Source organism: Microcystis sp. T1-4 (assembly GCF_000297435.1).
GTDB lineage: Bacteria > Cyanobacteriota > Cyanobacteriia > Cyanobacteriales > Microcystaceae > Microcystis.
This window is the reverse complement of sequence record NZ_CAIP01000009.1, coordinates 13,621-40,145: the sequence shown is the minus strand read 5'-3', so window position 1 is coordinate 40,145 and position 26,525 is coordinate 13,621. Positions and strand designations below refer to the sequence as shown.

General features: G+C 40.7%; 22 protein-coding genes and 1 pseudogene. 9 read left to right on the top strand and 14 right to left on the bottom strand.

What is annotated here, in order from left to right; genetic code table 11:
* Positions 1 to 591 precede the first annotated feature (591 nt).
* Positions 592 to 1,992 (bottom strand): 3-isopropylmalate dehydratase large subunit, encoded by a 1,401-nt coding sequence (gene leuC, locus MICAI_RS00495; protein WP_172456642.1) that lies wholly within the window; start codon positions 1,990 to 1,992, stop codon positions 592 to 594.
* A gap of 287 nt (positions 1,993 to 2,279) precedes the next feature.
* Positions 2,280 to 2,456, bottom strand: coding sequence for a hypothetical protein (locus MICAI_RS25545; protein ID WP_008196171.1), 177 nt, complete (start codon positions 2,454 to 2,456; stop codon positions 2,280 to 2,282).
* 212 nt (positions 2,457 to 2,668) lie between these two features.
* Here MICAI_RS25545 and clpS point away from each other — a divergent pair, with 212 nt between their 5' ends.
* From clpS to MICAI_RS00480, 3 genes are read left to right on the top strand one after another with little or no spacing between them, the layout of a single operon-like run.
* Positions 2,669 to 2,956, top strand: a complete 288-nt coding sequence (gene clpS / locus MICAI_RS00490) for an ATP-dependent Clp protease adapter ClpS (RefSeq protein ID WP_002738526.1) — start codon at positions 2,669 to 2,671, stop codon at positions 2,954 to 2,956.
* Positions 2,949 to 3,779 carry a CPBP family intramembrane glutamic endopeptidase gene (locus MICAI_RS00485; RefSeq protein ID WP_008196152.1) on the top strand — a complete coding sequence of 277 codons (831 nt, stop codon included), beginning with the start codon at positions 2,949 to 2,951 and terminating at the stop codon, positions 3,777 to 3,779. The genes clpS and MICAI_RS00485 overlap by 8 nt, the downstream gene beginning before the upstream one ends.
* A 52-nt stretch (positions 3,780 to 3,831) precedes the next feature.
* Positions 3,832 to 5,355 (top strand): ammonium transporter, encoded by a 1,524-nt coding sequence (locus MICAI_RS00480; RefSeq protein ID WP_008196149.1) that lies wholly within the window; start codon positions 3,832 to 3,834, stop codon positions 5,353 to 5,355.
* 11 nt (positions 5,356 to 5,366) lie between these two features.
* Here the strand turns inward: MICAI_RS00480 and MICAI_RS00475 are convergent, their stop codons facing one another.
* Together MICAI_RS00475 and MICAI_RS00470 are read right to left on the bottom strand one after the other, a co-directional pair.
* The gene (locus tag MICAI_RS00475; protein WP_008196147.1) at positions 5,367 to 7,424 is read right to left on the bottom strand and encodes an AAA-like domain-containing protein; all 2,058 of its coding nucleotides are present in this window, start codon (positions 7,422 to 7,424) and stop codon (positions 5,367 to 5,369) included.
* 176 nt (positions 7,425 to 7,600) lie between these two features.
* Positions 7,601 to 8,857: an AAA-like domain-containing protein gene (locus MICAI_RS00470; protein ID WP_008196145.1), complete on the bottom strand. Its 1,257-nt coding sequence runs from the start codon at positions 8,855 to 8,857 to the stop codon at positions 7,601 to 7,603.
* Between the two features lie 144 nt (positions 8,858 to 9,001).
* Between MICAI_RS00470 and MICAI_RS00465 the strand changes: the two genes are divergently transcribed.
* The 5 genes and pseudogenes from MICAI_RS00465 (at position 9,002) to MICAI_RS00450 (ending at position 12,479) form a co-directional block, all read left to right on the top strand.
* The gene (locus tag MICAI_RS00465; RefSeq protein WP_008196144.1) at positions 9,002 to 9,310 is read left to right on the top strand and encodes a hypothetical protein; all 309 of its coding nucleotides are present in this window, start codon (positions 9,002 to 9,004) and stop codon (positions 9,308 to 9,310) included.
* Positions 9,297 to 10,196 carry a hypothetical protein gene (locus MICAI_RS00460; protein ID WP_008196142.1) on the top strand — a complete coding sequence of 300 codons (900 nt, stop codon included), beginning with the start codon at positions 9,297 to 9,299 and terminating at the stop codon, positions 10,194 to 10,196. The genes MICAI_RS00465 and MICAI_RS00460 overlap by 14 nt, the downstream gene beginning before the upstream one ends.
* Positions 10,193 to 10,285, top strand: a pseudogene (locus MICAI_RS26705) (CPBP family intramembrane glutamate endopeptidase); the annotation flags it as partial. The gene MICAI_RS00460 and the pseudogene MICAI_RS26705, both read left to right, overlap by 4 nt.
* 178 nt (positions 10,286 to 10,463) lie before the next feature.
* A complete protein-coding gene (locus MICAI_RS00455) occupies positions 10,464 to 11,657 on the top strand; it encodes a hypothetical protein (RefSeq protein WP_008196137.1) in 1,194 nt (397 codons plus the stop codon).
* A gap of 42 nt (positions 11,658 to 11,699) precedes the next feature.
* Positions 11,700 to 12,479, top strand: coding sequence for an HAD family hydrolase (locus tag MICAI_RS00450; RefSeq protein ID WP_008196136.1), 780 nt, complete (start codon positions 11,700 to 11,702; stop codon positions 12,477 to 12,479).
* A gap of 450 nt (positions 12,480 to 12,929) precedes the next feature.
* Here MICAI_RS00450 and pstB (MICAI_RS00445) read toward each other — a convergent pair whose 3' ends face one another.
* The 9 genes from pstB (MICAI_RS00445) to pstS form a co-directional block, all read right to left on the bottom strand.
* The gene (gene pstB / locus MICAI_RS00445; protein WP_081504635.1) at positions 12,930 to 13,736 is read right to left on the bottom strand and encodes a phosphate ABC transporter ATP-binding protein PstB; all 807 of its coding nucleotides are present in this window, start codon (positions 13,734 to 13,736) and stop codon (positions 12,930 to 12,932) included.
* Complete coding sequence (gene pstA / locus MICAI_RS00440) at positions 13,730 to 14,653, bottom strand: phosphate ABC transporter permease PstA (protein WP_008196133.1); 924 nt, start codon at positions 14,651 to 14,653, stop codon at positions 13,730 to 13,732. The genes pstB (MICAI_RS00445) and pstA (MICAI_RS00440) overlap by 7 nt, the downstream gene beginning before the upstream one ends.
* A 2-nt stretch (positions 14,654 to 14,655) precedes the next feature.
* Positions 14,656 to 15,591 carry a phosphate ABC transporter permease subunit PstC gene (pstC, locus tag MICAI_RS00435; protein WP_008196131.1) on the bottom strand — a complete coding sequence of 312 codons (936 nt, stop codon included), beginning with the start codon at positions 15,589 to 15,591 and terminating at the stop codon, positions 14,656 to 14,658.
* Positions 15,592 to 15,683: 92 nt separating this feature from the next.
* On the bottom strand, positions 15,684 to 16,709 hold the full coding sequence (locus MICAI_RS00430) for a PstS family phosphate ABC transporter substrate-binding protein (RefSeq protein WP_008196130.1): 1,026 nt from the start codon (positions 16,707 to 16,709) through the stop codon (positions 15,684 to 15,686).
* A 334-nt stretch (positions 16,710 to 17,043) separates the two neighbouring features.
* Positions 17,044 to 17,841: a phosphate ABC transporter ATP-binding protein PstB gene (gene pstB / locus MICAI_RS00425; protein ID WP_008196127.1), complete on the bottom strand. Its 798-nt coding sequence runs from the start codon at positions 17,839 to 17,841 to the stop codon at positions 17,044 to 17,046.
* 203 nt (positions 17,842 to 18,044) lie between these two features.
* Entirely contained in the window at positions 18,045 to 18,848 is an 804-nt protein-coding gene (gene pstB, locus MICAI_RS00415) for a phosphate ABC transporter ATP-binding protein PstB (protein WP_008196122.1), read from the bottom strand.
* Positions 18,849 to 19,041: 193 nt separating this feature from the next.
* Positions 19,042 to 19,935: a phosphate ABC transporter permease PstA gene (gene pstA / locus MICAI_RS00410; protein WP_008196120.1), complete on the bottom strand. Its 894-nt coding sequence runs from the start codon at positions 19,933 to 19,935 to the stop codon at positions 19,042 to 19,044.
* A 177-nt stretch (positions 19,936 to 20,112) separates the two neighbouring features.
* On the bottom strand, positions 20,113 to 21,072 hold the full coding sequence (gene pstC, locus MICAI_RS00405) for a phosphate ABC transporter permease subunit PstC (RefSeq protein WP_008196118.1): 960 nt from the start codon (positions 21,070 to 21,072) through the stop codon (positions 20,113 to 20,115).
* A 94-nt stretch (positions 21,073 to 21,166) separates the two neighbouring features.
* Entirely contained in the window at positions 21,167 to 22,288 is a 1,122-nt protein-coding gene (gene pstS, locus MICAI_RS00400; RefSeq protein ID WP_008196116.1) for a phosphate ABC transporter substrate-binding protein PstS, read from the bottom strand.
* A 772-nt stretch (positions 22,289 to 23,060) separates the two neighbouring features.
* Between pstS and MICAI_RS00395 the strand changes: the two genes are divergently transcribed.
* A complete protein-coding gene (locus tag MICAI_RS00395; protein WP_008196114.1) occupies positions 23,061 to 24,095 on the top strand; it encodes a PstS family phosphate ABC transporter substrate-binding protein in 1,035 nt (344 codons plus the stop codon).
* A gap of 146 nt (positions 24,096 to 24,241) precedes the next feature.
* On the opposite strand, the gene MICAI_RS00390 is transcribed toward MICAI_RS00395, so the two are convergent.
* The gene (locus MICAI_RS00390) at positions 24,242 to 25,783 is read right to left on the bottom strand and encodes a ferredoxin--nitrite reductase (protein ID WP_008196112.1); all 1,542 of its coding nucleotides are present in this window, start codon (positions 25,781 to 25,783) and stop codon (positions 24,242 to 24,244) included.
* Between the last annotated feature and the right edge of the window lie 742 nt (positions 25,784 to 26,525).

Below are 26,525 nucleotides of genomic sequence, written 5' to 3'. Positions count from 1 at the left end.
AGTGGGGTGTGGGGAGTTTTCTCAGTGAACTGATAACTGATAACTGATAACTGATAACTGATAACTGATAACTGACTTCTAACCCAATGTTGGACAAAGATAAGTAAAAATTATTTATTGACTGCAAAAACTTAAGAATATTTAAATTAACATTCCGCAATATTTATAAATTCTTAAGAATTAATTGAGAAAGATTTTTATTTAACAACGATGTTATGATAGTTACAGCGATTTGATAGAATTTCATAATGGGTTATTCTGTGCTTTTTTGGGCAGCAATGGTTAAAACCCTTGCCACACCTAGAAGGTGATCCTAATTAAGACGGGTAAATCAGTCAATTTCACCGGCAACGATGATCTTTTTTTGTGTAGTTTTATTGCAAAAAAAAAGTTTTTTTGACAAAAAGCACAAAGTATGATATGAACCCAAGGTATTTCTGGTTGCGAGTAATTATTGTAGAGAAGGGAGGAGGGAAGTGGGGAAGCTGTCTCATCACCCTATCACCCCAAAACCCTATCACCCTATCTCCTGCCTCCTGAATCCTGACTCCTGACTCCTGACTCCTGCCTCCTATCTCACCATTGAGACAACTACTGTAACAACTCCCTGGGATCGGTTACTTCCCCTTTAATTGCTGCTGCTACCACCATCGCCGGACTCATCAACAAAGTACGCCCAGAAGCGGAACCTTGACGACCTTTAAAGTTGCGATTGGAGGAGGAAGCGCTGATCTGATCTCCCTGCAATTTATCGGGATTCATGGCTAAACACATGGAACAGCCAGCCTCGCGCCATTCAAAGCCCGATGCTAGGAAAATTTGGTCTAATCCTTCCGCTTCCGCCTGTTTTTTGACTCTTTCGGAACCGGGGACGATAAAAGCTTTCACATGGGGGGCCACACGATGACCTTGGGCAAATTTGGCCGCTTCGCGCAGATCACTGATCCGGCCGTTAGTACAGCTACCGACGAAGCAGACATCGATTTTTGTGCCTTTAATCGGGGTGCCGGGGGTGAGTTTCATGTATTGATAGGCTTCCTCTGCGATCGCTCTTTCCGTTGCCGGTAAACTTTCGGGAGTGGGAATGACTTCGTTAACTCCGATTCCTTGGCCCGGAGTGATACCCCAAGTAACTGTAGGTTCGATTTCGCCGGCATCAAAGACCACCACATCGTCATAAACTGCATCGGCATCGCTTTTAATGCTTTCCCACCAATTAACCGCACTTTCCCAGTCTTTAGGCGCAAAATCAAGACCTTTGAGGTAATCGTAGGTGATTTGATCGGGGTTGATATAACCACATCGGGCCCCACCTTCGATCGCCATGTTACAAATCGTCATCCTTTCTTCCATGGACATCCGTTCAATTGTACTACCAGCGTATTCATAGGCATAACCAACACCGCCTTTAACGCCCAATTGACGGATAATATGGAGAATTACATCTTTAGCATAGACCCCGGGGTTTAAATCGCCGTTTACCTCCACTCGACGCACTTTTAATTTCGATAGGGATAGGGTTTGGGTAGCAAGAACATCGCGTACTTGGGAAGTGCCGATGCCAAAAGCGATCGCCCCAAAAGCGCCGTGGGTGGAGGTGTGGGAGTCACCACAGGCAATCGTCATCCCGGGTTGGGTTAGGCCCTGTTCAGGAGCGATCACATGAACTATGCCCTGATTACCAGAACCGATGCCGTAGAAAGGAATATGATTGCTTTGAACATTAGTTTCGATCGCCCGGATCATTTCCTCAGCCAAATCGTCAAGGAAAGGACGCGCCTGATTTTCGGTGGGGACGATGTGATCGACGGTAGCAATAGTCCGTCCCGGAAATAATACTTTTAAACCCCTTTCTCTCAGCATCGAAAAAGCTTGGGGACTGGTGACTTCATGGACTAGATGCAGTCCGATAAATAATTGTGTCTGTCCACTGGGAAGAATCTTAACCGTGTGTGCGTCCCAGACTTTATCGAATAACGTTCTTGCGCTCATTGACCTTGGAATGATAGTCATCTCCTTGATCATATCAGCTAACCTGGTCCGATAAATATTAATTTTTTCTTTTCTCTTGGTTAGGAGGGATAATAGGTAAATAGTTCTGTTTTTGCTGGATTAAAACCATCAGTTTTTGAGTGAAACAAAGGACTTTCTAGGAGAGTGGGAAGTGAGGAGAAACAATCAATTTAAAAACTGATTTGGTCTAAGAATAACAAATTGGCGAACATATAACTAGCTATGAGGGAGAGCTTATAGAGGAGTTCCGCTTCTGTGTATCTGCCTTAGTATTTGTCTAAATCTACACATTTATCTAAGGGTAAAACATCTAAAGCTATAGACTCAAATTCCGTACTAAGACACCTTTCCCTAGGGATGACTAATATCTTAATCCTAGAATCTTTTGGTAACATTCGATGTTGAATATTGTCTTCAAGGTTTTGTAATTGGTCAGTAGCCATGGTAAAATAAGCTTAAATTAGCCAATTAATGCAATTATGATCTATCCATCTAGAAATGTCATTCCTTTGGCTGTCCCCCACTCACCAACACCCAACCCCCAACACCCAACACCCCAAGGATCACAGAAAAAGCCTAGCTCAATCTGGAAATTTTGATTATGATCATTAAGTGATTGACTTGTATTGTGATATAGATTCAAAGGAGAGACACGGTGTCCACAGAAGTGATCGAAAAGCGTTCCACAGCGACAATCCGTAAACCAGCGCCTCGTTATCGCGTTTTACTCCACAATGACGACTTTAACTCGATGGAGTATGTGGTTCAGAGTTTAATGCAAACGATCGCCGGTATGACGCAACCCCAAGCAGTTGATATCATGATGGAAGCGCACACGAATGGTACAGCCTTGGTGATTACCTGCATCCAAGAACACGCGGAATTTTACTGTGAAACCTTGAAAAATAAAGGTTTAACCAGCAGCATCGAACCCGATGAATAAAAGATTACGGGTAATTGCCACTTACCCAGTCCCCCTGCGACTGGGAATTTTTATTTTGCTCCTACTTTTTCTCTGGTTGCCGATCGCACTTCCCCTCTATCACTTTTTTGCCACTAATGCTAATCTGGTCTCAATTTTGACCCTTTCTGTTCTCTATCTGGAATTTTTGGGGTTATCCCATTGGTGGGGACGGACAATTTATGGCGATGAGGGATTAGCCGATTATGGGTTGATTTGGCGAAGAAAAACGCTGATCAAGTTAATTAACGGGTTAGCGATCGGTCTATTTTTTACTTTCTCGCTTTTTCTGTTCCAAGCGTTCCTAGGTTGGTTAAATTTCTTACCTGCAAATCCCCAGATCAGCAAAATCATCCTGGAGGGGTTTTTAGTCGCTTTAGCGGTGGGTTTTGCCGAAGAATTGCTATTTCGGGGCTGGTTACTGGGAGAATTAGAAAAGGATTATCGTCCCGCTATCGCTCTAGTGATTAGTGCCTTAATTTTTGCTCTTGCTCACTTTATTAAACCTTTAGCCGAAATTATCCGCACTTTTCCCCAATTTCCTGCCTTAGTCTTGCTAGGATTGATTCTCGGTTGGGCAAAACGCGCCTGTGGTGGTAGTTTGGGTAAAAGTATCGGTCTGCACGCGGGTTTAATCTGGGCATACTATATATTAAATGTGGGTCAGTTAATTAAATACACTGGTACTGTTCCCGATTGGTTAACTGGAATCGATAAAAATCCTTTAGCGGGAGTGATGGGTTTACTTTTCCTGACAATTCTCGCTATCTGGATCAGAAAAAAAGCAGTTTTGAGTGAACGATAGGGGATTAAATCAATTACTATAAAGGGGAAATTGCCCATGAGAGTTATAGCCGATGAATCGATTATTATCTTTTCTAGAATATCGCCCGCGTTTGCGTAATATCCTATCTTTTTGTTTCTCTCTTATCGTCATGCTGTTGATCGGTGTAGGCAAAGTCACAGCACAAGATTTAAATAATTCTACTCTGGATTTAGTTGCTAATCTCTGGATGTTAATAGCCGGCTCGTTAGTATTCTTTATGAATGCGGGTTTTGCCATGCTGGAAACGGGTTTTTGTCGTACTAATAACGCCACTAATGTCTTAGCTAAAAACCTAATTGTCTTCTGTGTTTCTGCCTTGGCTTATTGGATGTTTGGTTTCGGTTTAATGTTTGGTGATACATCTGAACTGGGAAATAGTTTCTCTGGTGGGACAGGATTTTTCTTGGAAATTTTAACCCCCAATAATCAATACATTCAATTCCAAAAATTGTGGCCAGGTCGTTCAATTGCCACTTTATTTTTCTTTCAATTAACTTTTGCGGGAACTGCGGCGACCATTGTATCGGGAGCAGTGGCAGAAAGGGTTAAATTTTGGGCATTTTTGCTATTTAGTTTCTTTTTAGTTGCTTTTTCTTATTCTCTGACAGGACATTGGATTTGGTCATCGGAAGGGTGGTTATATAACTTATTTAAGTTTCGAGATTTTGCCGGTTCAACGGTGGTGCATTCGGTGGGAGGAATGGCCGGATTAGTGGGTGCTTGGTTACTAAAACCGAGAGATGGACGTTTTGGTTATAATTGCAAAACTGACTGTTATGAAGAAAAAGAAAGAGGAAACTTTGCTCCCCATCAGTTAGGATTTGCAACCCTTGGTTGCTTAATTCTTTGGTTAGGATGGTTTGGTTTTAATGGTGGTTCGGCGGTAAATTTGGATAATGTCCCCATGGCAATTACTACCACGATGATTGCCGCTGCCGCTGGGGGAGTTTTGGCATTAATTCTTAATCCTTTAATCGGTCGCAAGGCCAGTTTATCCACAATTATTAATGGCATTTTAGGGGGATTAGTGGGGATTACGGCATCATCAGGTTATGTTAATATCAGATCAGCTATTATCATTGGTGGCATCAGTGGCATTATTGTCTTATTAGGAGAAGAATTTTTAATTAAAACTAAAGTAATTGATGATCCAGTGGGAGCAATTCCAGTACATCTTTTTTGTGGTTTTTGGGGAACAATGGCGGTGGGGTTATTTAGTAATAAAGATGCGGGAGAATTTGCTGGTCCCAATTTATTGACACAGGATAATTGGCTATCTCAAGTCGCTTTTCAATTTTTTGGATGGATTGTAGTCATGGCATTTACCTTTATTTTTAGTTTAATTCTCTGGCTAATGATTGGCAATCTCCTCTACTATATGCAAGTAATTGTTTTACGTCAAAAGAACCCACAGGTTAACTTCTCTCCTGTTGTCAGGAGTCAATCCTTCAATGTTTCTGACCTATTCTTTTTATTTTGGTCACGGGGAAGAGAAGGAATCCGAGTATCATTATCCGATGAGTTAACGGGTAGTGATGGGGTATTTAGTGATTGAAAAATTAATGTTTATTCAATAAGTTTTTGGCAATTTGGATTATCTTGCAAAGCTCGATCGATATCCGATTTCCAAGCTCTGTCATTATACCAACGTTTTGCCCAAAATTGAGCTTCTTTAAAGTTATCAGAAGTTGGGGGGATTTTGCACAAAATTTCAAAAGCACCTTCTCTACCCGGCACATCAGCGACAAAATTATCGACAGCTATTCCTATTGCTTGCTGAATTAACCTTAATTCATTTAATTGAGTCCCACACTTGTAATAAAACTGATCACCTTGTTTCCTTTCCAATTCTTGCAGTTGTTGAATGTTCATTTCTAAGCTAATATTAAAATCTCGTTTAGTACAAATTTCTGGAATACTAGGTGAGGGTTCCTTATCGGGAGTTCTTTGTGGTTGCAATGATAATAAGAACAAAATAATAAACGTACCAAGTAGTAATAGTACCGACGAAAAGGTAGAATCCTCCTCCTTAACTAATTTTTCTAATTCTTGTTTAACCCATTGAACATTAAATACCTCTTTATAAATTCGGTTGGTCACTTCTAGATAACCATCATTTTTAATCACTAATTCTGCTTGCTGAAGTGCCAATTTTTCTGGTTTGTTATCAGCAGAGACTCTCCCCTGCAAAATTTCTTGATAGATTTCTAATCTTGACCTAACATTTTTATCAGGAGTTAAGAGACTGTTTTGTATTTTCTGGAGATGAACTGCCGCTTTATTTTGTAACCAATTTTCTACAATATTTTTCTGAATCAATTGTTCAATTTTTGGTTTTTCTTGTCCTTCTCGTAACTCATTTTTATTGTCGATTAGCAAAAGGATAACTATTATCGTTAACTCCCAGTTACCACCTGTCCAAGCTGGAATTTCCTCAATTAAAGCTGCTCTTTGATTCTCATCAAATTCAGTCCTTAATAGTATTTTATCTAGTTGATCTACTATTTCGTAGTATGCAGGGATTTTATTTAATTCCGTTGTCACCCAATTTTCATTAAAAACATTTCTATAAATCTTATTATAAACTTTTAACTTTTGTCGGTCTTGAACTACCAATCCCGTTAAGCGTAATTCTATTTGATCGGGACTACCATCATCGGTAATTTCACCATTTTTTAAAATTTCTAGGTAAAGCTCCAGCATTCTTCTACCCGTGACACGCTTATTTAATAAACGATTCCGAATAGTTTTTAGGTGTTCTGGACTATCTTGAGATACCCAGTTACTAATTACTTGCGACTGGATAAAATCGCCGACATTAATCGAGGTTGCTGGGAATTCCTTGCCAAATCCAGTGCGAGATGTGGAGATTAAATGACAAATTTTTTGAGTTAAAAACGGTTGTCCACCTGTCCATTCTATAACCTCCTCTAAAACCCGTTCCGGTGCGATAACTTTGTCCTGCAATCCCTCGGCAAGTTTTCTGGCATCCTTTATAGTAAATCCAGATAATCGAATATCTTGACCAATATTAAAAGGACTACGATTATTATCTCGAATAAAGTTAGAAACTGCCGCTACCCCCAACATACAAAAGGTTAGAGGTTGGTAATCCCTATTATGGGGACGTTTTTCATGACAGCTACGCAGCCAAGCAAAGAAATCATCTGTGGAAAATTTTAAACTCAGAACGCTATCAATTTCATCGAAACAGATAACAATAGGTCGGGATACTTCCCTTAAGAGAATTTCTTCAACAAATTCATCAAGACGATTAATAGCTGATTTATAGGCTCGTTCATCCCACCAAGTTTGCTCTTTTCCCCGAATAGAAAGATCAAATCGTTTAACCAGTTGCTCAAATAATACTCGATACCAAATATCTTCGGATAGGTTTTTTCCCAGACCACTCAAATAAATGGTAGCACAATCAATATTATCCTCTTGCAGTCGTTTTTGTGTCTGTACCCACAAACTTGATTTTCCCATCTGACGGGAACTCAATACATAGCAATACTGTCCATTTTTTAGATAGTTATAAAATATATCATCTGCTTCCCGCTTGATATAACTAGGTGCATCTAGGGGGATGCTGCCTCCAACATGATAAAAATTGGTCGCCATAGGATTAAAATTAGCAATTTGTCTGATTGGTTAAGTTCGATGAATAATTTAATCAAAGGTTATGTGTGCCTAAGCTAGTCCGCATTTAAAGTTCTGGGTTCGATGGGGGAACGGGGAACAGGTGAAAACGAATATTAGATTTAGATGTACAACAGTTTAACTAAATATATTGGATTTTAGGAGGATAGGCGATACCTAAAATAGTTGCTGTATAGTGGATAACGGGGTTGAACAGCATTCTGCACAAAGGTTACTAATCCTAAACTATGAAGTTGCCAATTAATTGTTGCACCTAAATCAACGGGAGAAGAGGACTCTACAACCTTTTTCATTCCTGCTGCTAGGTTTGGATGTTCTTGTAAGTTTAGCAAATGTCCTCGCAAATGATCCCCATAAATCCCCGCTTCCTCGGCTGCTGTCTCTAAAAAATCTGCTAAAGACAGTTGTTTTTGGGTAATCCCATAAATCGCCTTTTGGATTAAATAGGGATGTCCCCCGACAAGATTAATTATTTTTTGCAGTTCATCTTCTCCCAAGTTAGCCTGATATTTATTGGCTAGAGTCAAGACCTGTTCTAGAGTAAAATCAGGTAACAGGATTTCTGTTCCTACATTCACAGGAGATTTATTCAGGTCAGCAGGAACATAATTTTCTGTGGAATAGGTGATAAATAAGTGTAACTTTTGCCAAGTATTATTATTTTTTGCCTCCTCGTGCCAAAGACGAAATAAACTAAGGAAATCGTCGGCAACGCTGGTATAGGCAAAGAGACTATCTATCTCCTCTAAAACTAAAATTAGGGGTTTATCCAGCTTTTTGAGCAAATGGTCTTCAAAATAGGCAGTACAGCTATAAAGTCCTAATCCTTCTTGCCATTTTTCCTGAAAGAGAGCTGCTAACCCTAATTTCTTGGAAGTAATCAAAGCAAACCAAGAGAGCAATCGGTCTAAATCGCTGAGAATTCCTTTACTTGCCTGTAAAAAACTCAAACTGACAGTTTTATACTGTCTTTTGTCAACTTGACTCAAAATTCTATCGACTAATAGGGTTTTACCCATCCCCTTGGCTGATTTAATCCGCAATAATGAACCTGCTTGACTCACCGTCTCCAGACAAAGCTGTTCCACTGGAGGACGTTCAATATACTTGGAAAAATCCGCGGCCCGGTTTTCTCCCTCATCCTCAGACGTGGCAGCCGGTGTTTCCTCCAACTCATCCCAGTCAGCGATTTCTCGATAATCAAGGCCTAATTTTTGACAAATTTCAAAAAAATTGAGATTACTAATCGATTTACCGTTAAGAAAAAGGCTAATAGTCGATTTTGCGAACCCTAACTCCTCAGCAAGCAGCTGTTGAGTTGCGTAACCATTGAGTTTAACTGCTTGTTTGACTCTAGGGATATATTCTGATTTTACTTTAAGCGATCGCGCCATAAACTTCCATCAATCGACGTAATTTCTATTTTATCGCAAAAAACTCAGACATATCTCAGTCATTCTCAGTCATGAACTCAGAGAGTCATGACTGAGGATCAAGATGTACTGGTCGAAGTGTATTTATAAACTACACAAAACAGAATGCTTGACATATTTCCTTCTAAGTCCAAAGACAATGACACTTATAAGGGTGATTCTGGGACTTCAGCTAAGTCTGACAATTATTTAACCTCCGCGGAGAAGTCTCTTTTATCTGATTTACTCAAAGTTAATGCTGCCACTGTCTTGAGCTTTGAAATTGAAACAGATAGAATTGGAGAAGCTAACTTACAAGACAAATTAGAAAAACTAGCGGACAAAGGCTATATCAAAGTCAATAAAGAAGAAAGCTACAAAATCTTTACTCCCACTTGGAAAACTCGTTGGCTCAGGGTAAATGGTATTTTGTAGTCAGGTTCTAACGGAATTAGATAATTTTCCTTTTTTCAGTTCATTCACCCATTACCTATTTTTGGTAGATTCTCAGACAACCGCCGCCACCGATCTTTTTAGCGAAATACGGAAACTTCTGGGAGAAGATCGGTGGCTTTTTGTGGTGACTGCGATAATTATTGGAGTAGCAGTTGAAACTGGAAGTACCTATTTCTCAGCTTTTAGGATTCGTCATTTATTTCCCGATTTAAAAAAGGATTTTTTAAAGACTTTCAGTTTTTTATTAATTGTCAAAATTTTTGTATCAATACTTTTATACCTTTTTATTCAGTTTATATTTTCTCTATTAAGCTCAATCGAGGATAATGTATATGTGGGTTTAATCATTGCTCTAGTCTTTGGTTTTATTATTAGTTCCTTAAACCCTAATTTAGAACAAATCGACCAAGTAATGGGTGGATTTAGCTTATCAACAATTAATCCTGTCTCCAGTCTGATCAAAAAGATATTAGGGTTGTACAAACAATTTCAAGCATCTATTATTGAGCCTTTCCAAAAGAAATTGGGAAACAAGAAAACCAGCCTATATATGTCTATCAAGTCTGGATTTTATTTTAAAATAGTTACTATTCAGGAATACATCCAAGAATTAATTGGTAGATTTTTTACACTAAAAGAAACGCAAGAGAAATATCAAGGAAAATTAAACGCTATCATCGGGGAAAAATTTAGTGACGAGGATAAGAGAGAAAGATTAATATGGTTATTATTTGATATAAGGGAGGTTACTTATGAAGAGATCAATAAAATTAGAAATGACTCGAAAATTAGAAATGACTCGGATAAATCAGAAATTTTAGAAAGACTACGAGACATAGAACAGGGGAATAGTAGGATAAATTAAACGTCGGCCAGTTAATTAAATACACTTGTACGGTTTATGATCGATTAACTGGAATCGATAAAAATCCTTGAGGGGGAGTGATGGGTTGACTTTTACTGACAATTCTCGCTATCTGGATCAGAAAAAAGGCAGTTTTGAGTGAACGATAGGGGATTAAATCAATTACTATAAAGGGGAAATTGCCCATGAGAGATATTTTTCTGAAGCTAGAAGGGTATATTAAGAAGGTAAGAGATTCCGATCAATGCTTATTGAGATCAACCTATTATGCTGATTTACTTTATTCATGGAGTGGCCACAAGAGATGCTAGTTATGCCAATAAATTAATTAAACTAATTGAAGAAGAATGTAAACGCAAAAATCTGATTATTCCCTACTGTTATGCAGGATTTTGGGGAAATGTCCTCAAAGGAACCGAAAAATTATGGCGAGATATCGACCAAGAATTACAGACACAAAAACAGAAAAATAGTAATTTTAATCCCGAGCAATCCTTTCGCTATCAAAATTTTAGAAAAGAGTATTTATCTTATTTTATCGGTGACGCATTTAGCTATTTAGGCAGTGATCGAGGAAAACAAATTCGCCGCATTATTGCCGATCAATTAATCGATCTCGTTCAAGCTCACCCCCGGGAAACCGAATTACATATAGTTGCCCATTCTTTGGGTACTGTAATCCTTTGGGATCTGTTATTTTCTGATCGTTTTGATCCTAAGGATCCCGCTCATGAAATTCGTGATCTTATCGGTAAAGAACGGGGGAAGCTTTCCCTATCTAGTGTAACAACAATGGGTTCACCGATCCCATTTTTAAATTTAACTTTAGGCATTGATACCAATCAAATTTTAAAATTTATTACCCAGCATCAAAGTCAGCGTTTGCTCTGGAATAATCTGATCAATTCCTCCGATATTATCGCTTATCCAATTCGTCCTCTTTTTGATTCTATAACCGATGTATCCAAGATTTTGATAAGCGATTATTATCTAGAAGCGACTGGCAATATTTTTGATTCTGTAGAAATTGCTGCCGTTGTCTTAAATTCCATTAATGCTCATACCTATTACCTAGCATCAGATAAAGTGGCCAAAAATATCGTAGAGACAATTTATTTTGATCAGCACGATTATAATAATGGCAATAGTTACGGCAATAACACCTGTGTTGAGCTTGCCATAGAAAGAATAGCTAAAATATCTGGAGTGACTAAAGATCTGGCAAAAATGAAATCTTTAAAAGAAAAAATATTACTAGAAGGTAAATTTAAAGATGCCAGTGGTTATATTTATTTAAGCTCAGATTTATATCGTGTTCATCATGTTTATATACAGGACAATCACCAAAATATTGTATATGCTGTATATGTGGGTTGGATTCATGTAGAGGGATTGAAAAATTCTGTCACCGAAATCATCAGACAGCTATGTTATGTGAACGATGAAGCAAAGAATAGCTAATAGCTGCGCTATACTGCCATTATTGAGATTAAACCAGCATTTATGAATCAATCCCCCCGCATTCTAGCACTGGATTTTGATGGTGTTCTTTGTGATGGCATGATCGAGTATTTTCAGATTAGCAAACGCACCTATGAAACCCTTTGGCCGGAAATAATTCCCGAGGATTTTTTCCCGAGGTTTTCGCAACTTCGTCCCGTTATCGAAACCGGTTGGGAAATGCCTTTACTGTTGCGATCGCTCGTTCTCGATATTCCCGACGGGGAAGCTTTAAATAATTGGCCGTCAATTCGGCAAAATCTGCTAGAAAGGGAGAAAATAGCGAAAAAAGTTCTCTCAAATGCCCTCGATGGTCTTAGAGATCGATGGATTGAGTCGGATCTAGAGTCTTGGTTAGCCTTACATCAATTTTATCAACCCGCGATCGATCGCCTAGCCTCTCTTTTAGACTCGGATTTTTTGGTTTATATCATCACCACCAAAGAAAGTCGTTTTGTCAAGCAATTGTTACAAAAAGTAGCAATTAATTTTCCTGCGGCGAGATTAATTGGCAAGGAAATTAAACAGCCAAAATACCTGACTATTCAGCAAATACTGGCTGATTTACCGGAATCCCCCGCCAATTTGTGGTTTGTCGAGGATCGTCTCGATGCGTTGGAATTAGTGGAGCAACAAGCAGATTTAAACGATGTGGGCTTATATTTAGCCGATTGGGGATATAATACCGCTCAAATGCGCCAAAAAGTCGCTCAAGATACCCGCATTAAGCTGTTATCCCTAGCTCAATTTGCGGCAGACTTTACCCACTGGGAAAGTCAGTGACGAGGAATATTCAAACTTCGTCCATTCTCCCATGAGCATTGTTAAGCTTTCTTTATACACTTGTACTAATTGTCAATTTCTTCTACAATGGCCATAGGTCGATATTCTAGAAATTTTGTGGAGCTATGATTGATACTAAATCCTGTTTAAAAAGTATAGGATAGTGGGGAAGTGGGGTGTGGGGTGTGGGGTGTGGGGTGTGGGGTGTGGGGAATTATGAATTATGAATTAGGGAGTGGGGAAGTGGGGGAGTGGGGGAGTGGAGCATTTGGATGAAATTTCCCTATCACCCTATCACCCCAAAACCCTATCACCCTATCTCCTGACTCCTGAATCCTGACTGCTGACTGCTGACTCCTGACTCCTGACTCCTGAATCCTGACTGCTGACTGCTGACTGCTGCCCTACGAACAGCTTAATTGCTTTCTCTCCCCAAACAATTGCGATTTTTTAACCAAATCGACCACTAATATATTCTTTTGTTTTCTCGTGAGTTGGTTCTTGAAACATAATTTTAGTTTGTCCAAACTCCATCAGTTCACCCAAATACATAAAAGCTGTGTAATCAGAAATCCGGGCTGCCTGTTGCATACTGTGGGTGACGATTAAAATGGTAACTTTTTCCTCTAATTTACCAATTAGTTCTTCTATACTATTAGTGGCGATCGGATCGAGAGCGGAAGTGGGTTCATCAAAGAGGATAATTTCAGGATCCGTAACTAAAGCGCGGGCAATACAGAGACGTTGTTGTTGTCCCCCCGATAAATCGTAGGCACTGGTGTTGAGACGATCCTTGACTTCATCCCACAAAGCGGCACCGCGCAAAGCTTGTTCTACTTTATAATCGATAAACTCCCGTTTTTTTTCACCCCTAACCCGCAAACCGTAGGCGACATTTTCGTAAACAGATTTCGGGAAAGGGTTCGGTTTTTGGAAAACCATACCAATCCGCATCCGCACCTCGATCGGATCGACCTTGTGAGCTAAAATATTGACTGTATCGATATAAATGCCCCCTTCGTAGCGATTAGCGGCATAAAGGTCGTGCATTCGATTAAAACAGCGCAAAAGCGTCGTTTTACCGCAGCCAGAGGGGCCAATTAGAGAGGTGACTTGTCTTTCGGGAATGGTGAGATTGATACTTCGCAAAGCGGGTTTATTGGTGCCAGCGTAGTAAAAGTCAAGGTTTCTCACCTCGGCTTTTGGTTGAAATTCTTTGATATTAGACATCATTGAGGGAAAAATAGAGTTTACCATTTGATACCTTTGCGGAAACGATAGCGGAGATAGATAGCTACAGCGTTCATACCGAGAGTCATCACAATCAACACTGTACCAGCGGCAGCCGCATTGACTTCAAATTCTGGCTCTGGACGAGAAACCCAGTTAAACATCTGAATAGGCATAACTGTAAAGGGTGCTTTCAGCCAATTAAAGTTAATAAAGGGAAAATTTGCTTGTAAAGGAGCATCGGGTAGAAAGGCAATAAATGTGAGCGCACCAATAGTAATCACGGGAGCCGTTTCTCCAATCGCTCTGGAAAGCCCGATGATCACACCAGTGAGGATACTACCGAAGGAGTAGGGAAGAATATGATCGGCCACTACTTGCCATCTACTTGCTCCCACGGCATAGGCCGCTTCCCGGAGACTGTTGGGTATTGCCCGAATTGCCTCTCTGGTGGTGACAATAACCACAGGTAGGATCAGCAAAGCTAGGGTTAAACCGGCGGCAATAATACTTTGTCCGAGATTGAATTGATAGACAAATAAACCGAGGGCGAGTAAACCATAGATAATTGAGGGAACACCCGCTAAATTAGTGACGTTAATCTCAATAATTGCTGAAAGCCAATTTTTCTTACTATATTCTTCCAGATAAATTCCCGCCGCAATACCGAGAGGAATCGCAATCAAAGCTGTTACCAACATCACTAGCAAGGTTCCCACCCAAGCGGAAAGAATACCAGCTTCTTCAGGGTGACGACTAGGAAAAGAAGTAAAAAACTGGGGGGTAATGCGCGGCAACCCTGCTATCATCATCTGGGCGATCAGGATAAAGAGAATTAGGGTAGAAACAAAAATAATCAACAACCCTAAGCCAGAAAATACCGTGCTAATCAGCTTGCGCCGTTCAATATTAGCTCTTAAATTCGATAATTGTTCTTGCTGCATGGTTAGTAAACCTCTCGATATTTTTTGGCGAGGAAATAACCGATAATATTAAAGATTAAAGTCAAAATGACTAGCATAATACCGGCGGCAAAAATTGATTGATACTCGATCGAACCGTGGGGTAAATCGCCTAAACTAACCTGAACAATATAAGCGGTAATGGTGGCCGCTTCACTAAAGGGATTGAAGGTTAAATTTGGCTGTAATCCTGCGGCGATCGCTACAATCATCGTTTCTCCCACGGCCCGGGAAACTCCTAAAATATAAGCGGCACTAATACCAGAAATAGCGGCAGGCAAAACCACATTTAAAGCAGTTTGTAAACGAGTTGCTCCGGTAGCATAGGAACCTTCCCGGAGGGTCAAAGGTACGGCACGCATGGCATCTTCACTGATGGAACTAATCAGGGGAATAATCATTAATCCCATGACCAAACCAGCACTGAGCATATTAAATGAAGGTAAGTCAGGCAAAAAAGTTTGTAGGAAAGGGGTGACATTTAAAAAGGCAAAATAACCATAAACTACTGTCGGTATAGCCGCTAATAATTCTAGACAAGGTTTAACCACTTCTCGCAGACGCGGGGGGGCAAATTCACTAAGATAAATAGCGGCAATTGTTCCCAAAGGAACAGCGACAAACATCGCCACGATCGAAGTGGTTAAGGTTCCCGAAAGTAGCGGTATAATACCATAACGAGGATCGGCAAAAAGCGGACTCCAAACCGTATCGGTTAGGAATTGAATCAGGGGAACTTTCTCGAAAAAATGCACGGATTCTACAATCAAAACCTCCATAATGCCGATAGTAGTGGCAACAGAGGAAAAAGCCGCCAAAAATAGAATAACTTCAATAATAGTTTCTTTGAGGTTGCGAATCTTTTTGGGAGTAGCTGCCTGAATCCAGACACTCTCTGATTTAATTTCTGGTTTAGTCATGCTTTAAATATCTAGTTGCTAGTTTTTTTAATTCAACTCCAAAAACGGGGAAGATAATCGCTTCCCCATTCCATTTATTGGCAGATAAGCAACTATTCTTTAGCTTCTAGCTGGACAATATCTTGGATGGTTAAACCCACCACATCTCGGCCAACGAATACACTCCCTGTTTTATTATTTCTAAAGTTTCTCATTACCGATTGATAGACATTAGCGGGTAAAGGAACATACTTAACTTCCCGGACTAATTTGGGAGCATTATTGATGAAAAATTCGACAAAACTTTTCACCTCTGGACGTTTAGCCGCATTAGCATTAACGTAGATAAAAACAGGACGGGAAAGGGGATTATATTTACCGTTGTTGACATTTTCTGCTGAGGGAGGTACGGCCCCTTTGCCGTTATCAATGGCTAGAGCTTTCAGACGACCTTTATTCGCTTCATAATAGGCATAGCCAAAGTAACCTAAAGCGTTACGATCTCTGATAACTCCCTGCACTAGAACGTTATCATCTTCACTGGGGGTAAAGTCGGTGCGACTTTTCTTCGATTCACCGACAATTGCCTCGGTAAAGTAATCGAATGTTCCCGAATCTGCACCTGGTCCGAACAGTTTTAGGTTGGCATTAGGCCATTTAGAATTAACTTGATTCCACTTAGTGATCTTGCCTTGAGCAGCGGGTTCCCACATTTTTTTCAGTTCAGAAACCTTGATGCTATTAAGGGGATTTTGTTTATTGACTACCACTGTTAAAGCATCAAAAGCGATCGGCAATTCTAAGAATTTAACGCCATTTTTAGCGCACAATTGACGCTCAGAATCCTTAATTGGACGAGAAGCATTAGAAATATCCGTTTCACCAGCACAGAATTTTTTAAAACCGCCACCTGTTCCCGAAATACCCACAGTTACCTGTGTCTGACGATTTATCTTTTGAAATTCTTCCGCTACTGCTTCTGTAATTGGGTAAACGGTGCTAGAACCATCAATTTTGATAGTATTGCGGCTTTGGGAATTAACCGCCGGGATGGTGAGAGCTAGGGCCGCTCCTACTGCCGCTAAACCAGCGCTGATTGTCCATCGATTTAGTTTGAATTGGAAATTCTGCATACTCATTTCGCTAATTATTGCTGATTCGGGAATAAAAAAATTAACTCTCAGGTTGGATTGTACATAAAACCCCAAAATTATGATCAATTATTTTAGTTAATTTAAGGTTAAGGTTAAGATTTAGTTTGGTTAAATTTAGTTTAAGTTTAGGTTAATTAAGCTTAACTTAAACAAATATCTCTCACATTTTTGGTTATTTAAATTAGTTGATGACCACCCTATTGCAAATTAAAGTCAGTCAAAACGCTCAATAATGTAGTTTTATTAGATAATAACAAGAAAAAATCAGAACAAGTTGATTAACTCATCCCGATAATTGATCTCAAAAAGACTAAAGTAATTAACCAAAACGACCGCTAACATAATCTCTAGTGGACTCTTGAGCGGGATTTTGAAAGATAACCTCGGTGCGATCATATTCCACTAAATAACCTACTTTACCACCTTTTGGGGTCGGTTCAGCATTATAAAAAGCCGTTAAATCAGAAACCCGCGACGCTTGTTGCATATTATGAGTAACAATAACTATAGTATATTGGGTTTTCAATTCGTGAATTAATTCCTCAATTTTTAGGGTAGAAATTGGATCGAGTGCCGCACAGGGTTCATCCATTAAAACAACTTCCGGTTTAACCGCAATAGCGCGAGCAATACATAACCTTTGTTGTTGTCCCCCCGATAAAGCTAAACCACTTTCTTTGAGTTTATCTTTAACATCATCCCAGAGAACGGCTTTTTTTAAAGATTCTTCCACTAATTGATCCATATCACCGATGTAACCATTTAATCGCGCCCCAAAAGCGATATTTTCATAGATAGATTTAGGGAAAGGATTCGGTTTCTGAAAAACCATACCAATGCGACTGCGTAACCCGATAGGATTAACGGAATTACCATAAATATCTTGACCGCGAAAGGTAACTTTTCCCTCGATTTTGGCACTTTTAACTAGATCATTCATGCGATTAAAACAGCGCAAAACCGTACTTTTTCCGCAGCCAGAAGGACCGATAAAAGCGATCGCTTTTTTCTCAGGAATATCAAGGTTAACATCACGAACAGCAAGATTAGAACCATAGTAAACATTTAAGTTTTTGGTTCTCAAAACCGCATCGGTAACAACATCGGTACTATACATAATTTTCAAAGGAAATAAGGAGATGGGTGTTTTTTTTCAGTGACCAGTAAACAGTAATCAGTGAAAAGAAAACTCCAAACTTGCCACTTTATACTGATAACTGATAACTGATAACTGATAACTGATAACTGATAACTGATAACTGATAACTGATAACTGATAACTGATAACTGATAACTGATAACTGATAACTGATAACTGATTTAGCCAAAACGTCCACTAACATAATCTTTAGTTGCTTTTTCTTGAGGATCACTAAAGATTTTGTCCGTATGATCAAACTCGACTAGATAACCGATTTTGCCACCTTTATCGGTGGGTTCAGCGTTATAAAAAGCGGTTAAATCCGCTACTCTGGTGGCTTGTTGCATATTGTGAGTAACAATGATAATTGTATAACGTTCTTTTAATTCGTGCATTAACTCCTCAACTTTTAAAGTTGAAATTGGATCCAGTGCCGAACAGGGTTCATCCATTAATAATACTTCTGGTTGAGCGGCAATAGCGCGAGCAATACATAATCTTTGTTGTTGTCCCCCCGATAGGGAAAAACCGCTTTCTTTTAGTTTATCTTTTACTTCTTCCCAGAGAGCAGCCCGACGCAAGGAAGTTTCTACTAATTCATCTAAATCGCCTTTATAACCATTTAATCGCGCTCCGTAAACCACATTATCATAGATGGATTTGGGAAAAGGATTAGGGCGCTGGAACACCATACCGATGTATTTTCTGACTTCGACAGGATCCACCTCTTGAGAGTAAATATCTTGGTTATGATAAAAAACTTTGCCGTCAATACGAAAACCGTGGATTAAATCATTGAGACGATTAAAACACCTGAGAATGGTACTTTTTCCACAGCCAGAGGGTCCGATAAAAGCGGTGACTCTATTTTTGGGAATATCGATGGAAACGTCCCGCACTGCTCGATAATTACCATAGTAAATATCAGCCTTATCGACCTTTAAAACGGTTCCTGTAGAATGGGGGTTAGAATTAGTTAGCATAAATTATTTCAATTGAATTTGGATAATTGAGGAATTGGAAAGATAGGTAGATTTTTACTTAAATATCCCTTTTTACTTTTTCCTTGACTTAAGTAGGGAGGCACAATTATTTGTAGGATGGGTTAGCGATAGCGTAACATAATCGGGCGTTGGGTTTCATGCTTCAACCCAACCTACGTTCTTTTTCCTTGACTTAATAGGTTTTCTGGCGCGTGGCTAAACGGGATAAAATGTTAGTTACCAACACCAAAAACACCAGAATTAAAGCTCCTGCCCAAGCTAATTGCTGTTGGGGGGCAAAAGGGGCAGTAGCAAAGTTGAAAACCAGGACCGAAAGGGTGGCAATCGGTTCAAAGACACCCCGGGGCCAAAAGTTAGAGAATAATGCCGTAAAAATTAAAGAGGCCGTTTCTCCAGCCGCCCTAGCAATTGCTAAAGTAACACCGGTCAAAATAGCGGGAACTGCGGCAGGAAGGACGATTTTTAGGACGGTTTGGTAGTTATAGGCCCCTAAACCCATGGCCGCCCAGCGGATGTCTTGGGGAACGATTTTTAAAGCCTCATCGGTGGTTCTAATAATAGTCGGTAACATTAACACCGCTAAACCGATCGAACCGGCAAGGGCAGAAAAGCCTAAAAGGGCTGTTCCTTCGCCAAATAATGGCGCAACTAGCAAACCGTAGGCGAAAACCCCGACAATAATCGAAGGGACACCCGCTAAAACGTTGGTAGCAAAGCGCACACCCTGGGCAAGTTTGTTATCACCGCTAAATTCCGAGAGATAAACCGCCGCTAAAACGCCAATGGGAACTGCGATCGCCGTAGCGAGGGCAACGACGATAATTGTGCCTAAAATGGCGTTAGCGATGCCTCCCCCTCCTAACCCCGGCGGTGGCGGTAATTTGGTAAAGAGATTGGCGTTTAAACGGCCCACCCCTTGCACAAAAACGAAGCCTAGGACGGCAAAGAGGGGAATCACAGTAACAGCTAAACATAAAGCCGAGAGAACGGTCATAATTGTCCCCAATAGCGATCGAGGACTACTCGGTTTCTTTTTGAGATTATTGCCTAAATTCGCACTATCCATATCAGTTATCAGTTATCAGTTATCAGTTATCAGTAAACAGTAATCAGTGAAGAGTGAACAGTAAACAGTAATCAGTAAACAGTGAACAGTAATCAGTGAACAGTGAAAAGACAGCAGTAAACTGCCATTTGATGATGAACACTTAATACTCAAAACTCAAAACTGATAACTGACGGCTTAATACTTAGCTTTAACGCGATTAACGATTAATTCGGCGAAGATATTGACTACTAGGGTCAAAACCAAGAGAACAAAACCCGCATACATGAGCGCCGATACTTGCATTCCCGAGGCTTCGGCGAATTGATTAGCCAATAAGGAAGCGATCGTGTTAGCAGGAGCGAGAATAGAGGCACTAATGCGGTTAGAATTGCCGATAATCATCGTTACTGCCATGGTTTCCCCTAAAGCGCGCCCTAAAGCTAACATAATCCCCCCGACAATCCCAGAAAAAGCGGCAGGAATTAATACCCGAAAAATTGTTTCCCAACGGGTGGCCCCCAAACCGAGGGAAGCTTGCCGCAAATCCGGCGGTAAAGCGGCCAAAGAGTCACGAGAGATAGCGATAATAATCGGCAGGATCATAATTGCTAAAATAACCCCCGCCGGTAACATCCCGGGACCCCCTAAAGGAGTACTAAACAGAGGAATCCAACTAAAATTAGCATTTAACCAGTTACCAAGGGGTCTGAGGATAGGAATCAATACAAAGATACCCCATAATCCGTAAACAACACTGGGAATAGCGGCCAAAAGTTGTACGAGAAAAACCAAAATTGTCCGCGCATTTAAGGGAATAAAATCTTCGCTTAAAAAAATGGCTGAACCGATACCGAGGGGAACAGCAATCAGGAGGGCAATCAGAGAACTAACGAGAGTTCCGTAGATAACGGGCAGAACTCCGAATTCTTCCCGACCGCGCACGGGATTCCAAGCACTACTGGTCAAAAATCCCAGACCAAAGCTTTGAATCGCTGGTAAAGCCCGAATAAAAATAACTAGAGCAATCAGGAGCAAAATTAGCCCAATAGCGATGGCAAAGGCGGTGGTTAACCCAACAAAGCCTTTATCAAGGATTTTTTCCGATTCTGGACGTTCTTTAAAATTTGAGTCGGGTGGAACTGTGGGCGCACTCATGATTAGGGTTTAAATCCAGCTAGTTTGCGGTAGCTAAGGGAGAAATTGGCCTTTCTCCACTACTATTGTAACTTTGAATACATTTTTTCGGCGACTAATCCACCCTGATTGTGTAATCGGGATAGATGACATCGGCAGCGGCGGCTACTCGTTCCCGGACGTTTTTCGGTAGGGGAATATAACCAAGGGGAGCTGCTTGTTCTTGTCCTTGGTTAAGTCCAAATTCGATCATCGCCTCCATAGCTAAAGCTTTTTGGGGATCGTTGTATTTTTTGTAAACCAACATCCAACTATAGGTGACAATGGGGTAGGAATTTTCCCCCGGGGGATCGACGATAAAAGCGCGTAAATTTTCAGGCAGTTCAACGTTAGCGAGGGTAGCAGCGGCGTTGGTTTCATCGGGAATGACAAATTTACCCGCCTGATTTTGCAGGGCGGCCATGGGCAGGTTATTATTTTTAGCGAAACCGTACTCAATATAACCGATCGAGCCTTGATTTTGTTGAATTAGGGCAGTTACACCCTCATTGCCCCTACCGCCGAGAAATTTACCTTTTTTGGTCGGCCATTGTACGGCTTTTCCTTCTCCGATGCTTTTTTTCCATTCGGGACTAACGGCGCTTAAAAACTTAGTAAAAACTCCCGTTGTTCCGCTACCGTCTGCCCGGTGAACTACGGTAATTTCTTGATTGGGTAGTTTTAAATCGGGGTTATCGGCGGCAATTTTGGCATCGTTCCAACGGGTAATCGTGCCTAAAAAGATGCCTACATAGGCTTCCCTGCTTAGTTTCAGCCCTTCTACTCCGGGCAAATTATAAGCCATAACGATGCTTCCCGCCGTCATCGGTAGCAGTAAAACCCCGCGGCTAACTCTGGCCATATCCTCGTCACTCATGGCCACATCGGAAGCGCCAAAATCGATCGTACCTTGGATAAATTGTTCGACTCCCGCCCCGCTACCGGTAGATTGATAGTTAATTAGCAGTTTAGAAAATAGTTGATTAATGGTGACAAACCAGTTTTGATATAGGGGTGCAGGAAAAGAAGCGCCCGCACCATTGAGAGCGACCTCTCCTTGCAGAGGAACCTGGGCGATTCTATTGCTTCCCTCTCCGCCGGTTCCCGCCGTATCGCCGCCCCCACAAGCGGTTAAAGTCGCTGTTAGAGTCGCTAGGGATAAGGCTGTTAGTAAATTGGTCTTGTTTCTGCTGGCCATAGGATTAATTTTGATCCGTAAACTGCCTTAAATCTTACGCTAAAAGTTACCACGGATTGGTAAAGAATAGGTTAAGAAGTGAATAAAAGAACATAATGTATTGTCAAGAAAAATTTTCTCGATAACTAGACAAAAATCTCAACTTCTTTTACTATTTATTTTGACTAAACATTAGTTTTAAGTAGGGAGGCACAATTATTTGTAGGATGGGTTAGCGGTAGCGTAACCCATGCGGGCGTTGGGTTTCATGCTTCAACCCAACTTACGTTCTTCTTTTACTATTTATTTTGACTAAACATTAGTTTTAAGTCGCGGGTAAAGCCGCTGACTTTTCCAGTTTAGATTAGTTTTTTCTCTTTCCCTATCATTGTAGTGACGTAAAAACAACAAAGAAAAGATTAAGGTTTTTAGTCATCATCCCTCAGCCTTGAATCAGTTATCAGTTATCAGTTATCAGATGTGAGTGGGAGCATCCCAATTATGTAATGAGTATAAATGCTCGGAAGGGGGAGAAGGCTTTTGTAGTAACGATTCTGGTTTGAATCACACAATTTAGAGAACCGTTAAAAATCTATGAACTCCCGAAAAGGCTTGCCATCTAAGCATTTCGCATCTAAGTACAATTTCTTATTGCAAAAGTGGGATGCTCCCGATGTGAGTTTTCAGTTCACCGATTACCGATTACAGCAAAAAACTCCCCACTACCCCACTACCCCACTGATAACTGAAAAGTCTCCCCAATACCCGTTTTTACTTTCTCCTTTTTACACCTATGCTAGAAATTTTTACTCAGCTATCTCGTCCCACCAAAGTAGTGGCAATTGTCCTGGGTACTGCTCTAATTTTACCCGCCTGTGCCAATATTAATCCTCAAGACCTCAAACCAATTAAAATTGATGGTTCGAGTACCGTAGCACCAATTACCAACAAAGTTCTCGAAGATTTTAAAGCCAATCCTCCCCACAAAGCTTTGGCTGATGTTAAAGTTGACGCTAATATTTCAGGAACCGGCGGCGGTTTTAGAAAATTTTGTGCGGGAGAAACCGATATTAATAATGCTTCTCGGCCGATTTCTGTGGAAGAATTAAAAAAATGTGATGCTAATAAGGTAAGATTTATTGAACTACCGATCGCTTTTGATGCTTTAACCGTGGTAGTCAATCCCCAAAATAACTGGGTTGATGATATTTCCACCACAGAATTAAGAACTATTTGGGAACCAGCAGCCGAGAATAAAATCAAACGTTGGAATCAAATTAATCCCGCTTGGCCCGACCGACCGATTACCCTTCACGGGCCAGGTAAAGATTCCGGAACCTACGATTTTTTTAGTGAGGTAATTAACAGCAAAGATGCCAGTCGTGGGGACTTTAATTTTAGTGAAGATGACCAAGCTTTAGTTAATGCCGTCAGTCAAGATGCCAACGCTTTAGGCTATTTTGGCCACGCTTACTATGAACAAAATCGGGATAAATTAAAAGCGTTAAAAGTTAACGGTATTGAACCAACTCGCGGCAATGTTGAGGATAGTAAATATCAGCCTTTATCTCGTCCTTTGTTTATTTATGTTAATGCCCAAAAAGCCCAAGAGAATCCCGCTTTAGAGAAATTTGTCAAATATTATCTCGATCGAGTTCCCAATTTATTAGATACTATTGGTTATATTCCCCTACCCGATGAGGCCTATCATTTGGCACGGGTACAGTTGCAAAAATTTGAGGTAGGAACGGTTTTTGAGGGCAGACCCCAACCCAATTTAACCATCGGGGAATTACTTCGTAAACAAGCCCAATTTGAAGCTAAGTAACGATTCCCATCTGGAAGGAAAATATATAAGAATTTTCCTGCTGCCATCTGCCTCCTACTATAGCAAGATGTTGGCCAATTTCACCCAACAGAGATAGATAAAAAAAGAGGGGATAAACCCCCCATTCGTATCGAGAAACTTGTTAATTAACCTTTCGGTGTTGCGCCAAATTGTTCGATGAGGATAGAAGTTAACAGCGATTTTAGATCCTCACAGGGAATCCCTTTTTGTACACAACTTCCCAGGTGGGCATCTTTACCCACTTTACCCCCCATGTAGAGGTCAACTCCCTCCACGGTTTTGCCGTCTTTGCGTGCTTTTGTCCCCATCAAACCGATATCGGCCACTTGGGGTTGTCCGCAGGAGTTAGGGCAACCGGTCCAGTGAATCCGCACACCCTGGGGGATATTTAATTCAGCATCTAACTGACTAATTAAGTCCACAGCCCTGTTTTTGGTTTCAATCAGGGCAAAATTGCAGAATTGAGCCCCCGTACAAGAAACGAGCGCTCGTTGCAAAGGAGTAGGATTGGGGGTAAACTTAGCCAGTAAAGGCTCGGTTAAAAGAGTTGGCATATTTTCAGCCGCTATATTGGGAATAATCACGTTTTGTTCCACGGTTAAACGCAATTCTCCGCTGCCATACACTTCAGCAATCCGGGCCAAATCGAACATATCATCGGCAAATAGACGACCAACGGGAACACAAAGACCGATATAGCTCAATCCCTCCTGTTTTTGCGGAAAAACTCCTAAATGATCCCGTTTTTCCCAGTCGATTGCGTCTTTTTCCGCTGCCGTTGCCAAGGGATAACCTAAGTGATTAGCCACCCGCGTGCGGAATTCCTCGATTCCCCACTCATCAATTAACCACATTAAACGGGATTTTTGACGATTGGCGCGTAATCCGTTATCGCGGTAAACTTCCAAAATTCCTCGGCATAAATCCACCACCTCCTGATTCGGTCTCACCCAAACATTCATAGGAATTGCCGCTTCACAGCGTTTAGCCGAGAAAAAGCCACCTACCACAACATTAAAGCCTAATTCTCCCTCTTTATAGGCAGGAACAAAGGCAATATCGTTAATTTCCGCATGAACCGAGTTATCCCGGCCCCCCTCGATGGCAATATTAAATTTGCGGGGCAGATTGGTAAATTGATAATTACCTTGACCGTAGTTGGTAATCATATCTTGGACTTTTTGGACTAATTCCCTGGTGTCAATTAATTCATCTGCGTCTAGTCCCGCCATGGGTGAACCGGTAATATTTCTGACATTATCCATACCCGATTGTACCGAAGTCATACCCACGGATTTTAGTCGTTGGAAAATATCGGGAATATCTTCGATGCGAATACCGCGTAATTGTAGGTTTTGACGAGTAGTAATATCGGCATTGCCATCATCACCGTAACGCTGCACGATTTCCCCTAAAACGCGCATTTGCTCACTGCTAAGAATGCCGTTAGGAATCCGTAAACGCATCATGAATTTGCCCGGGGTGACGGGACGATAAAACACCCCCACCCATTTTAAGCGATGTTCTAAATCGGTTTTATCCATCGCTTCCCAACCGATTTGGGCAAAATGATCTAGTTCATCTTTGATGGCTAATCCGTCTTTTTCGGCTTTAAATTTCTCGAATTTATTGAGAGTTGTTCCATCTTTTTCAGGTGCTTGTACCACGAATCTATCTCCTTACTGATCTGTAGGTGCAATTGTTCTAGTTGGTGCGGGTTAGAAATGAAGAAATCGGGATTTAACAATAAGTATTCTTTAAAATACCGTCGTCATTAGCAAAAATTTAGTAATTTACCTAGTCTCTATTTGTTATTTAATTCGTTTTAAGTTGGATAATTTTGTATTGTTTGTAACAGAAATCCGCTCACCATCGTGTTTAGGCATTTATATCATGCAGTAAGTGCATTGAGGGGGGGTGTGGGAATTATGAATTATGAATTATCAATTAGGGTTGGCTGAAAAAGTAGGGGCGACCGCTGGTCAAAATGCAGGGTTTTTGAGCCACTAGCTTGAAAATATTGTAGCTGCTTCGCCAAACAAGACCCCAAACCCCTTACCTCGTCTATATTTCACATTTATTATTCAGCCAACCCGAATTAGGAAGTGGGGAAGTGGGGGAGAAGGGAGAAGGGAGAATAAATAAAGGTTGGCTGAATAAATCTAAAAACCTTGTTGGATAAGACTTTTAGACTTTTTTCTCCTCAAAAAGTGCCAGCCATTGCGGGGATCGAGGGGAAAATTCAGGGACTTTTTCCCTGAAAATTAGGTAGTTGACCACCTGAAAATCGATAAACCCTAAATAAAGGCAATCTCCCGACCCCTCAATACTGGCTCGGAGTCTCTTGCCCTTGCCTAGCGGTTCAGGGGGTATTGTGTAAAAATAAGAAAAGATCGGTTTTTTTTTACT